Consider the following 12,921-nt stretch of genomic DNA (forward strand, 5'->3'; position numbering starts at 1 on the left):
CTTAGTAACTAATATAATACTGAGCTATGAAACAGGTAAGTTTTTTGATGACTGTAGCGTTGGTCATGCTTTTGATCTCATGTACTCCAACGCGGAAAAAAGAATATGTTTCTTTTGATGAATATCCCGTACCAAACGGCGACTTAACGGAGATGGAGTACACTGCACATTCTACAACATTTTCTCTTTGGGCACCTACTGCTGATGAAGTGCGACTGATGTTATTTGATTCGGGTCACGAAGGACATGCATATCAAACGGTACCTATGGAACCTGCTGATGATGGAACGTGGAAAGCAACGGTTGAGAAGAATCTGCTGGGTAAATTTTATACGTTCAATGTGAAAATAAATGATAAATGGCAGGGCGATACTCCCGGGATTAATGCTAAGGCTGTTGGCATTAACGGTAAACGGGCTGCTATTATTGATATGCGTATGACCGACCCTGAAGGATGGAATACGGAAGTCAAGCCTGCTTTTAAATCTCCTGCCGATGTCGTTATTTACGAGATGCATCATCGGGATTTATCCGTGCATTTCTCGTCGGGTATTAAAAATAAAGGTAAATTTATAGCTTTAACCGAGCGTGGAACTAAAACGCCTGATAGTTTGATTACTACCGGTTTGGATCATCTCATCGATTTGGGTATTACGCATGTACACCTCTTGCCTTCCTTTGATTATGCTTCAATTGATGAATCCAAATTAAAAGATAAGAAATACAATTGGGGATACGATCCGCTTAACTATAATGTTCCTGAAGGATCTTATGCCACTGATCCTTTTACTCCTTCTTCACGTATCCGAGAATTTAAGAAGATGGTTATGGCTCTTCACAAAGCTGGTATTCGTGTCATAATGGATGTAGTGTATAATCACGTTAATGATTTGGAAAGTAGCAATTTTGAACGGACGGCACCGGGCTATTTTTTCAGGAAAAAGAAAGACGGATCTTGGGCCAATGGTTCTGCCTGCGGCAATGAAACGGCAAGTGAACGACCCATGATGCGCAAATACATGATTGAGTCAGTGCTTTATTGGATGAAGGAGTACCACGTTGATGGTTTCCGATTTGACTTAATGGGTATTCATGATATTGAAACAATGAATGAGATACGAAATGCTGTGAATGCTGTCGACCCGTCTATCATCATTTACGGTGAAGGTTGGGCTGCGGAAGCTCCTCAGTTGCCGGCAGACTCACTGGCCATGAAGGCAAATACACAACGTATGCCCGGTATTGCTGCTTTCTCTGATGAAATGCGTGATGGCTTGCGGGGTCCTTTCAATAATAATCATAAAGGAGCTTTTCTGGCCGGAATTCCGGGAGGTGAACAAAGCATTAAGTTTGGTATTGTGGGGGCGGTAAAACATCCGCAAGTGCATCTTGATTCGGTGAATTATACAAAGATAGCCTGGGCAGGTGAGCCAACTCAAATGATTAGCTATGTTTCTTGTCACGATGACATGTGTCTGGTCGATCGTTTGCAGGCCAGTGTTCCGGGCATAACTCCCAAGCAGTTGGTTCTGCTTGATAAGTTAGCTCAGACGGCAGTCTTTACTTCACAAGGTATTCCATTTATCTATGCAGGAGAGGAGATCATGCGTGATAAGAAAGGAGTGCACAATAGCTTTGAAAGTCCTGACTCTATTAACGCCATTGATTGGAGGTTAAAAGCGTTGCATGCAGATGTTTTTGCTTATTATAAAGGACTTATTGCTTTGCGAAAGGCTCATCCGGCTTTTCGGATGGGTAAGGCCGAGATGGTTCGCAAGCACTTAGAGTTTTTGCCGGTTGCCGGCAGTAATGTGATTGCTTTCCGTTTGAAAGGACATGCCAACGGAGATGCATGCCAAGATCTGATCGTTATATTGAATGCACGGACACAAATGACCAAGGTTACGGTGCCCGCTGCTAAATATACTGTTTTCTGTAAAGATGGTTTTGTGAGTGTTGACGGCTCTCTGGGCACATTGTATGGGCCCGAAGTTTATGTGGCTCCTCAAACGGCGCTCATTATGGGTAGTTACTAAGCATATGTTTTACCGCAGTACATGACAATTATGACTGCGGTAAAACTTTCGCTTTTGTCTGGCATTACATCTGTGAAGCCGACTGTTCTTTATATTCCGTAGGAGAAACTCCATAAAACTCCTTGAACGTATTCGAGAAGTGTGAAAGGTTAGAGAACCCCGTAGCATAAGCAACCTCAGAAATAGTGAGGTTTTTCTCTTTCAATAGGGATGCTGCTTGTTTTAACCGGATACCTCTGATAAAATCGCGGGCCGACTGGTTGGTTAGCTCCTTGAGTTTACGATGCATGTGTACACGGCTCATACCGGCATTTGCCGCTAATACTTCAACGTTAAGAGTCGGGTCAGCCAAATGTTCATTGATGGTTTTCATGATCTTTTCCATCAATATTTCATCGTTTGATTTGAGATGAATCTTATCCATTTTGTCTTCAACCTGCTTTTCCGTATTGAACTTTCCTCTCAATCTTTCTCTGTTATTAATCAGGTTACTGATCGTTAAGCGAAGCAAATCAATGTTGAATGGTTTCACAAGGTATGCATCGGCGCCAATTTCTAAACCCTCCATTCTATCTTCGGGCTTTGAACGAGCTGTTAGTAACACAACGGGTATGTGATTGATATTGGTGTTTTGTTTTATTTTTTGGCAAAGCATGTTGCCATCCATTTCCGGCATCATTACATCGCTTATAACCAAATCGGGTTTCTCCTTCAAAATGTACTCCAGCGCTTGTTTTCCGTTTACACATTCGGCTATACGGTATTCACCGCATAACTCCTGGCGAATGTAATGTCGTATATCATCTTCATCTTCAACAATGAGAACGCGGTAGTTTGTTTTCGCTTTTACCTTGTCTTTTTGCATGCATTCATCATCATCCGATCCATAGAGCTGAGTAGTATCTTTTTCAAATACTGTTTGTTGAGATTCGCCCTCTGATATCTGCGTAGGATCTTCTAACTCTTCTGCTTTCAGATGATCAGAGCCTAACGGCAGACGAATGATAAATCGGGTACCCGATTCGTCTTCTCTATTTTCAGCCTTAATGGTGCCGTGGTGGAGTTCAACCAAAGACCTGGACAAATGCAGACCTATGCCGGTTCCGAAATTCGATTTGGTGAGGTCGTTGTTTATCTGATAAAAGCGTTCAAAGATTTGCTCTATTTTGTCCTTGTCAATACCTATTCCGCTATCAGTTACACTTATTTCAAAATAATTCTTTAAAGCTCCTCTGCATGTTTCATCCTTACCGGTAGAGAGATTGACGGAGATATTGCCTCCTTGAGGGGTATATTTAAATGCATTTGATAGCACATTGAGCAATACTTTATCGAAGTTGTTCAAATCGACCCAAGCCTTCAATTCCTTTTTGGTAGTAGGATGATCTTCTTTCTCTGAGTTATCAGTCGGGTTATTGCTTAAATTAGTCGTAAAACAAAACGATATACTCTTTTTTTGAGCTTGATAGTCAAAGGTTTGCATCAGGTCGTCAACAAAACCTACAATATCTGTTTCGCGAAACTTGAGGTGCATCTGTCCCTTATCTATCTTACGGATATCCATGAGCTGGTTGATCAGACGTAGAATGCGCTGTGCATTACGGTACATCATCAGGTAAGTGCTTTGTTTATCAGAACTTTCGCTCAGCAGTTTTTCCAAAGGACTCAGAATCAGAGTCATTGGAGTACGTATTTCATGTGAGATGTTGATAAAAAACTGAAGTTTCGCTTCGCTGATTTGCTCTTGATGTTCTCTTTTAAGCATTTCTTGTTTATGATGTAACCGAGAAAGAATATACATGATGATGGTATACATAATGGCACTACCTATTAGTACCCACAAACAGATGGCCCACCAACTTTGATACCACGGTGGAGTAATGACAATAGTCACTGTTCGCACATTTGAATAGTTGCCATGATCAGAGGCTCTGACACGGAATGTGTAGGTGCCCGGACTGAGGTTACTGAACGTTACGCGATTTACCCCGGGATGGTTACTAATCCATTCATTACCCAATTCATCAATCATGTATTGGTAGCTAATGCGTTCCGGATTATTAAAATCCAAAGCTGAAAACTCAAGGCTAAATGTGTTTTCATTATATGCCAGTGTAAACTTGTTAGCATCTATCACGGCAGTCTCGGTAATTAAATTTCCACCCGATTTATCTCCTTGTTTCACTGCATGATTGGCCAAATACAAGTCGGTGATAATTACCTTCAGCTCTTTTTTGATTTCGGTTATTTCATAAGGAATGAAAGAAGTGATACCATTGGTACCTCCGAAATATATTTTTCCTCGTTTATCTTTAAAGACAGCACCCCGTGTAAATTCATTCCCTTGAATGCCATCGCATGCATAGTAATTGATGAATCGATTCTCCTTGGTTACGAATTTGGAGATCCCTTGGTGAGTGCTTATCCATATATTACCCTGTTCGTCTTCCGCCATTCCGCAAATCACATCGCTGGGTAGGCCGTTGGACGTTAAATAGTGGCTAACTTTGCGGCTTTTTACATCAAAACAAGCAACACCTTCTGTAGTGCCTGCGTATATTTTACCATCTGCAGCTTCTAGTATGGTGTTAACGACGTACCCAGGCAGGAGATTGCTTTGGTTCAGAAAGTTGATAAACGTATTTTTTTTAGGATTAAAACAAGATAACCCTTTGAACGTGCCAATCCATATAAGACCGTTGCTGTCTTCCACAATTGAATTAATCCAATCATTGGGCAGTTTATCAACTCTCCAATCATCGTTTTCACTTCGGGTCGATTCGTAATGGGCTACTTTATGTGTCTTAAGGTTAATCTTATAAATACCCGAACCGTAGGTTCCTACCCATAAGTTCTTGTTGCTGTCTTCTGTGATACAAAAAACCTTGTCATTAATGCCACCATGACCACTCAAGTGATTCATGTATTCACATAGTCCGTTTTTCTTGTTGACTTTACCAAGCCCATTGAAGTAAGATCCTACCCATAAATCTTGATTGGAATCCTCAAAGATACACATGATACTTCCCGGCAATGAACGCGGGTTGCTTGGTGAAGGTTTAAAATGCAGTAATTGTTCTCCCAAATCATTGATGGCATAAAGCCCGTCATTATCTGTTCCAACCCATGTTGTGCCGGCTTTGTCTTTATGAATAGCCATGATGCAGCTTGACCCTATCGTGTTTTTGCGAAGTGATTTGTAACCGAAATAACCAAATCGGTTAGTGGCTCCGGGTATAAATATAATTCCTTTCTGGAAGATACCCAGCCAAAGATTATTATCTTTATCTTCAACGATGGAGTGTATTTTTGATTTGGAAAAGTCAAACGGTCCGGTGCTAATCTCGCTATCCTCAATTATATCTTTCTGATAGTTATACTCTTTCAGTCCTTCACCGTCTGTTCCAATGAATAAGCGCCCTTGCTTATCGAGCATCAGCGCACGTACGTTTAACGGAATGTTGTGCGTGTAGCTTATGGGTACAAACTTTTGCGATCGGTCTTTTGTCGATAGTTTGAAAACTCCTCCGGTGAGGGTGCCTACAAAGATGGTACCTTCTCTGTCTTCTGATATGGCCGATATATCGTCTTTTAAAATGTCTTGCGGAGCCTTAAAACACTTCAACGCATTGGTTTCGGGATTATATTTGAAAAGCCCCTTGTCTTCAGTTGCTATCCATAGATTCTTTTGAGAGTCTTCATAAATAACATTCATGAAATTACTGTTCATCCGATCAATCAGATTCTTTTCTTTCCGGAATTCATTGACTCCTTTTCCCTTTTTCAGCGATATAATGCCTTGTCCGGATGTGGCAATCCAAATGTCTCCGTTGGTGCGCTCTATAATAGAGGTAACATGAGGATTCTTTCTTCCGTCTTCTCGGTGAATAAGTATTTCTTTGAACGAGTCTGTAGCACGGTCGTATAATTGTAATCCATTGATACAGCCTATCCAAAAGCGACTGCTACTGTCTTCGAACACGGTTCTTACGTAATTGTTTTTCAGCGAAGTACTATCGGCTGAATTATGCTTATAAATGGTGAAACGGTTGCCGTCAAAACGGTTTAATCCGTTCTCTGTGCTGATCCAGATAAATCCTCTTCGGTCCTGATATACTTTATTGATAAGACTGTTCGATAACTCTTTATCCGTAGAGTAGAACTTTCCGGTTTGAGCCCATGTGTAAAAGGGTAATAGACATGTCAGGATGAATAATGTTTTTCTTACTTGTGCTTTCATTCTAAATCGATGTTAACTTCTTATTCGCAAAGATAGGTAAATACTTGATTTAAAGGTCATGGCTAAACCATTTAAATACTTCATATAGACCGATAACGGTGTTTTTTTAGCTAATTATAGTGCTATATTCCAATTAAGTAACGAGCAACAAAGAGTATGTAACAGTGGCAAAAATACATGTAACTAACATCTAACAAACAGAAACATAACTTAGCTATGTGTATAAAACTAATTTGTAGTTTTGCGTAAGTCCAGATAGAATTGTTTAACTTTTAATGATCTATAGAAATGAAAACATGAAGCACCTTATCTTATTAATTTAGTCCTTTAACTTTAAACAAGTATTTATATTAATTAAAAAAACGATGATTGTATGAAAAGCACAAATCATTATTACAGGCCCGTGGGGCTGTTTATTTTGCTATGCCTGGTACCAATATGGGCATTTGCACAATCTATAACTGTAAGAGGTACAGTGAAAGACGCAGCAGGTGAACCTATAATAGGAGCTAGCGTACTAGAAAGTGGAACAAGTAATGGAACCATAACGGATTTGGATGGTCAGTTCTCGTTAAAGGTTTCGCCAAGAGGCAAACTTACCATTTCTTTTATCGGGTACGAAAAACAAGAAATACTTGTTGCCGGAAAAATCCAACTCTCTATTGTAATGAAAGAGGATACGAAAGTGCTTGATGAAGTTGTGGTAGTGGGTTACGGTCAGATGAAACGTAGTGATTTAACAGGGTCAGTTGTATCCGTATCAAGTGACGCTATTTCAAAATCTGTAACAACATCTATTGATCAGGTGCTACAAGGTAGGGCAGCAGGTGTACAAGTGCAACAAAATAGCGGCATGCCGGGTGCAAGTTCTTCTATTCGTATTCGTGGTGTAAACTCTTTAAATGCTTCAAATGAACCCATATTTGTTATTGATGGAGTGATTATTGACGGTTCAACCGGTTCGGGAACAGATAATGCGTTGGCATCCATTAACCCTGCAGATATTGTTTCTATGGATGTTTTGAAAGATGCTTCAGCTACGGCTATTTATGGAGCTCGTGCGGCCAATGGTGTAATTATAATTACAACCAAACGAGGCAAAAGTGGTGAAGCTAAAATAACTTATGACGGCTATATGGGCTGGCAGGAAATGCCTGAAAAACTCGATATGCTCAATTTGCGTGAGTATGCTGAACATAAAAATGTGCGTTCAGGTAATGATTATTCCGGTCAAAATTGGGGAATTGTACAAGCGGATGATAATTTTGTACGTCCCGATTTACTGGGTGAAGGGACCGACTGGCAAGATGAAATGTTCAGTAAGGCCACTATGACTAGCCATAACTTATCTGTTACAGGAGGTAGTGACAAGAGTAATTATGCCTTGGGAGCCGGTTATCTCAATCAAGATGGTATTGCTATCGGGTCGGGTTTTCGTCGTTTAAATCTCCGAGGAAGTTTTGATTCTCAGGTGAAGAAGTACCTGAAGATGGGCATTAACTTTGCATTTAGTAATTCTCGACAAAAACTCACCGTTTCTGATGAATCATTAATTGAAACAGCGCTTAAGCAAACACCCAATGTGGCAGTCAGAAATGCAGATGGTACTTTTGATGGCCCGGATACGGATGAATATGTACAGAACAACCCGGTTGGTTTGGCTATGATTAAGGATAATCGGAACGAAAAAATGGGTATTCGTGCCAATACGTATGCAGAAGCCACAATCATTGATGGTTTGTCTGTTAAAACCGAACTTTCTTTTGATTATGGTATAACCAATACATATAAGTTCGATCCTTCTTATACGTTCGGAGCTATTGAGAATACCAACAGAGAAGGCTCTTACTCAAAGTCATACAATAAATATTGGAGTTGGAGAAACCTTGTCAATTACAATAAGGTTTTTGGTCAGCACAATCTTCAGGCAATGGTAGGTCAAGAAATGCAAAAAAGCCATTGGGAGTATCTGTACGGTAACCGTAAAGGGTATCTGTCAAATAGTGCAACCGATTTGACTTTAGGCGATGCCTCTACAGCTAAAAATGACGGAAGCAGTGGCGAGAGTTCTATTCTGTCTTATTTCGGACGTATGTTTTATTCGTACAATGACAAGTATTTGCTGACATTTACTCTGCGTAGGGATGGTTCTTCGAAATTCTATAAGGATAATCGCTGGGGTTGGTTTCCTTCAGCTGCGCTTGCATGGAAGGTTACTAACGAGGAATTTCTGAAGGATAATAATATAATTAATAACCTCAAAGTCCGTTTGGGATGGGGAACAGTAGGTAACCAAAATGTGCCTAACAATGCCTACTTAGCCACTTATTCTTCTGTTGCAACAGTTTGGGGAACAGGGTTGCTGGCAGCCAATACGCCGAATCCTGATTTAAAATGGGAAACAACTTATTCTAGTAATATAGGATTAGATTTGAACTTATTTCAAAACCGTATTGAATTTATAGCTGATTTATATTATAAAAAGACGAAGGACTTATTGTTACAGGTACCTCTGCCTGCTTATGTAGGAACTTCAGGTCCGGGATCTACTGCTGCACCATGGAAAAATATCGGTTCGTTGGAAAACAAAGGTATAGAACTGACATTGAATACAGTCAATGTTGATAAAAAGGGTTTTCAATGGAGGTCTAATCTGGTTTTCTCAATGAATAGAAATAAGGTTAAAGAACTCGATACTGAATCAAGTTTAATTAATAAATCATACCAAAGCGGCTCAACCATTACTATCATTACTCGTACTGCAGTAGATCAACCTATCGGTCAGTTCTATGGTTACAAGGTTATAGGCCGTTTTGAAAAAGCAACAGACTTTTACTACAAAGATGCTGATGGCAATTTGAAACAGACAGCTTTACCAAAAGACATGTCAATTGGAAAAAATAGTGTATGGATTGGTGATTATATTTTTGAAGATATTAATAAAGATGGTGTAATTGATGAAGAAGACCGATCTTTTATTGGTAATCCCGAGCCTGACTTTACGTATGGCATAGGCAATACCTTCTCGTATAAAGGTTTTGATTTAAGTATCTATTTAAGTGGCAGTTACGGCAATGAAGTGGTGAATTGGGTTAGAAAAGACCTTGAAAATCCACGTGAAAACACCAATTTGTTGAAAGATGCTCTTGACTATGCACAATTGGAATTGATTCATTCCGATGGTCCGGATGACTATCGGAACATTAAAATCATTGGTGGAGATCCCCATGCTTGTCGTATGGCTTCTTCTTCCGCTTCCAATACTTCTAATTATCGTTTTAGCGATAAGTTTGTTGAAGACGGTTCATACTTGAGAATTCAGTCGATTTCTTTGGGATATACTTTACCCCAAAAATGGGTAACCAAAGTTGGTCTTCAAAATATGAAGATTTATTGTAACTTGCAAAATGTATATACTTTTACGAAATACAAAGGCTACGATCCTGAGATTGGTTCTGCTAATCAAGATGCACTACTTACCGGATTTGATAACTACCGTTATCCCACTCCGCGCATTTACACATTTGGTTTAAATCTTACATTCTAATTTAATAGATATGAATATGAAAACAAGTAAATATATATACTCGCTTGTATTGGCAGCATCTTTAACGATAACAGGATGTAGTGATTTCTTGGATACCGAGAATAATTCCAGTATTACTGCTGAGAATTTTTATCAGAATGAAGAAGATTTTAGTGCTGCCACCGGAGCGCTTTATAATAAAGTTTGGTTCGACTTTAATGATAAGTTTTATTATGGGTTAGGTGATGGTAGAGGCTTTAACTTGTACGCTCCCTACTCTGATTATATTTATCCGTTTACAGACCTGAATGAAACAGGGCTAACCGGACCGCTAGTCAGTGCATGGGCGTCGTTGTATAATGTGATTCAGCAGGCTAACAAAGTAATCATTGGTATTACAAATAGTCCTTATAATAATGAAGATACAAAAAAAGAATACATTGCTGAGGCCCGCTTTATGAGGGGAGTTGCTTATAGCTATCTGGCCATGCTTTGGGGTAATGTGATTTTGAATGAAAATACAGACGATTTAATTGCTAATCCTATTGTCAACACAAGTCCCACTTCTGACGTATACGAATTTACAATGCGTGATTTGGAGTACGCAGCAAAATATCTTCCCGGGACTTCAAGTGCAGCCGGACGGGTTAATAAGTATAGTGCTTATGCAATGCTTTCGCGCGTGTACTTAACTTATGCGGGTTATGGTACTGATGCTAATAGCGGAGTGAGGAGTGAGGAATACTTAAATTTAGCCAAGAAAGCTGCCCAAAAAGTGATTCAAGAAAGTCCTTTCCAGCTAATGGATAATTACGAAGACTTATTTAAGATAGAAAATAATAATAATTCTGAATCTGTCTTTGCTCTGCAATGGGTTGCCAATGGATCTTATGGTGAAACGAATACCCAACAGGCATATTTTGCATGTGGTTCTGAAATAACCGATGACGACGCTGCATGGGGATACTGGACTCGTGCACAACCCAATGTGATATTTGAATATGAAAAGGGCGACAAACGTCGTAAGGCAACCTGGATGGCATATGGCGACCAATATCCTGAAATTCAAGCTTCTAAGGGTGGATATACCTATGAAAAAACGGAACAAGCCTTGAATGTGAAAAAATATGTTTGCGGATCGGCAAAGGACAATCCCAAAATATCTCGAATGAGTTGCCCGATTAACACATACATGATGCGCTTGGCTGAGGTTTATCTGATTTATGCTGAGGCAGTACTTGGTAACAATGCAACTACTTCTGATGAAACGGCTCTTGATTATTTTAATAAAATACGCGCCAGAGCCGGACTTAATCCGAGAGATGCAATTTCTTACGAAGACATTCGTCATGAACGTCGTATGGAATTGTGCATGGAAGGCCAGTATTGGTATGATCTTGTTCGTAGGTCTTACTACAAACAGCAGGAAACGGTGAATTACATAAAGAACCAGCAGAGAGATGTTAATACCCCGGTGCTGTGGAACTCGGAAACCCAAACTTTATCTGTTGATGAGTCTCGTGATCCCAGCAGTCGATCAATTGGAACTATAGATGCAACTATATTCTTATTGCCTTATCCGGAATCGGAAACAGTCCAGAATCCGCAGCTCAAAGCAGAGCCGGTTTCTTATGAGTTTAAAGAAGATCGAATTACCGATTTGTTTAATTAAAAATACCTATTTAAGTATGAAAAACTTAATGATAAATTATAATGTTCTGAAGGCAGTCGTTTTATTTATAGTCCTTTTTATTACCTCTTTCACATTGACATCTTGCAATGATGATGAGAACAATAATGGAGCTGAAATGACTATTACAGGTGTTTACCTAGAAGATGCAGACTCTGATGTTCCTGACAGATTGGTTGAATTTGCTCGTTTGGGACAACTTATTCGTGTAGAGGGTAAAGGATTTACCGGCTTAAAGAAAGTGTACATTAATGGCTATAGTTGTTATTTTAATCCGGTAATGGTTTCTGATAAATCTTTTGTAGTAAGCGTAAACAAGAATATTCCCACAACAGAAGCAGAAGAAGCAATTCGCAATACAATTCGCTTAGTGAAGGATGCAGGAGAGTATATTCATAATTTTACCATTCGTTCGGCTGCACCTGCCATTACAAGGATCTCAAATACCATGCCCAAAATGGGCGAACCGATCATTGTCTTTGGTTCTGGCTTATTAGAAGTGACAAAGGTTGTTTTCCCGGGTAACGTGGTTGTTACGAGTGGCATTACTCAAAGTAAAGATGGGACTTATTTTATGGTGAATGTACCCGAAGGGGTTTCTGATAATGGAGGATCTATTTTTATTGAATGCGCTAACGGAGGTGCTTATTCTCCAGCTTATTTTAATTGCAAAAAGGGAGTGATTCTTGATTTTGATGAGAAAGGGCAACAGGGTTCTTGGGGCTCGAGCGCAAGCATGGTTGCTCCGGAAGATCTAGAATCGGCAGTCATAGGTGAAGGCAATGTGTCTCAAGGTAATTACTGTGTATTGCCGGCAGCGAAACAATTGCCTGTTGCCGGGGGCAAAAACCGTTGTGCCGAGGTATGGACAGCCGGTAATGGTGTTGACGATTGGAGTGAAGCTGCGTTGGGTATACCACACACCACTTCTATCGACTCCGTTGGTTTCCAATTTGATATTTATGTTCCGGCTGCTACCCCATGGAGTGAATCGGGCTTTTTAAAGCTTTGTTTGATTAATGGTTTAAACGGTGGTGAATGGGCTTCTTCAGATAACAAACAATGTTATAATTACGTTCCTTGGGTTTCAGGAGGTTCTGCCGTTCCTTATTCATCCTCAGGGTGGGTTACTGTTACTATTCCCTTTAGTAAGTTTTATGTATTTGCGGCCAATGCAAACGTTTCTTCAATGACTTTTGCAGATGTTGTAGCTTTGCGTGATGCAGCCTCATATAAAAACTTTGGGTTCTATTTCGAAAACTCAGATTTTACATTAAATAAACTTACCGGAAATAGTGCTGACGAAGCTACGAGCTTTATCTCAAAAGAAACATCAGTAAGGGTTTATGTTGATAATTGGCGTATTGTGCGGTTGGGTGTGCCTGCTTATTCTGATTTCCCGACTGTTGCTGAGTAAGTAATAATTTTA

At 39.8% G+C, this 12,921-nt stretch carries 5 protein-coding genes; 4 read left to right on the forward strand and 1 reads right to left on the reverse strand.

All coding sequences use genetic code 11. The features are described from left to right. Positions 1 to 26 precede the first annotated feature (26 nt). Positions 27 to 2,036 carry a type I pullulanase gene (gene pulA / locus ACKPCE_RS08125; protein ID WP_319504796.1) on the forward strand — a complete coding sequence of 670 codons (2,010 nt, stop codon included), beginning with the start codon at positions 27 to 29 and terminating at the stop codon, positions 2,034 to 2,036. 64 nt (positions 2,037 to 2,100) lie between these two features. On the opposite strand, the gene ACKPCE_RS08130 is transcribed toward pulA, so the two are convergent. Beyond that, on the reverse strand, positions 2,101 to 6,276 hold the full coding sequence (locus ACKPCE_RS08130; RefSeq protein WP_319504797.1) for a hybrid sensor histidine kinase/response regulator transcription factor: 4,176 nt from the start codon (positions 6,274 to 6,276) through the stop codon (positions 2,101 to 2,103). Between the two features lie 373 nt (positions 6,277 to 6,649). Here ACKPCE_RS08130 and ACKPCE_RS08135 point away from each other — a divergent pair, with 373 nt between their 5' ends. From ACKPCE_RS08135 to ACKPCE_RS08145, 3 genes are read left to right on the forward strand one after another with little or no spacing between them, the layout of a single operon-like run. After that, positions 6,650 to 9,823 carry a SusC/RagA family TonB-linked outer membrane protein gene (locus tag ACKPCE_RS08135; protein ID WP_319504798.1) on the forward strand — a complete coding sequence of 1,058 codons (3,174 nt, stop codon included), beginning with the start codon at positions 6,650 to 6,652 and terminating at the stop codon, positions 9,821 to 9,823. A gap of 16 nt (positions 9,824 to 9,839) precedes the next feature. Then, positions 9,840 to 11,474, forward strand: coding sequence for a RagB/SusD family nutrient uptake outer membrane protein (locus ACKPCE_RS08140; RefSeq protein WP_319504799.1), 1,635 nt, complete (start codon positions 9,840 to 9,842; stop codon positions 11,472 to 11,474). 16 nt (positions 11,475 to 11,490) lie between these two features. Further along, on the forward strand, positions 11,491 to 12,909 hold the full coding sequence (locus ACKPCE_RS08145) for a glycan-binding surface protein (protein WP_319504800.1): 1,419 nt from the start codon (positions 11,491 to 11,493) through the stop codon (positions 12,907 to 12,909). The last annotated feature ends 12 nt before the right edge of the window (positions 12,910 to 12,921 follow it).

Source organism: Bacteroides graminisolvens, assembly GCF_963666085.1.
GTDB lineage: Bacteria > Bacteroidota > Bacteroidia > Bacteroidales > Bacteroidaceae > Bacteroides > Bacteroides graminisolvens.

What these genes read in the sequence shown, in the direction of transcription:
- ACKPCE_RS08130 (WP_319504797.1), bottom strand. Translation starts at nt 6,276, where the DNA reads ATGAAAGCACAAGTAAGAAAAACATTATTCATCCTGACATGTCTATTA.
- ACKPCE_RS08135 (WP_319504798.1), top strand. Translation starts at nt 6,650, where the DNA reads ATGAAAAGCACAAATCATTATTACAGGCCCGTGGGGCTGTTTATTTTG.
- pulA (WP_319504796.1), top strand. Translation starts at nt 27, where the DNA reads ATGAAACAGGTAAGTTTTTTGATGACTGTAGCGTTGGTCATGCTTTTG.
- ACKPCE_RS08140 (WP_319504799.1), top strand. Translation starts at nt 9,840, where the DNA reads ATGAAAACAAGTAAATATATATACTCGCTTGTATTGGCAGCATCTTTA.
- ACKPCE_RS08145 (WP_319504800.1), top strand. Translation starts at nt 11,491, where the DNA reads ATGAAAAACTTAATGATAAATTATAATGTTCTGAAGGCAGTCGTTTTA.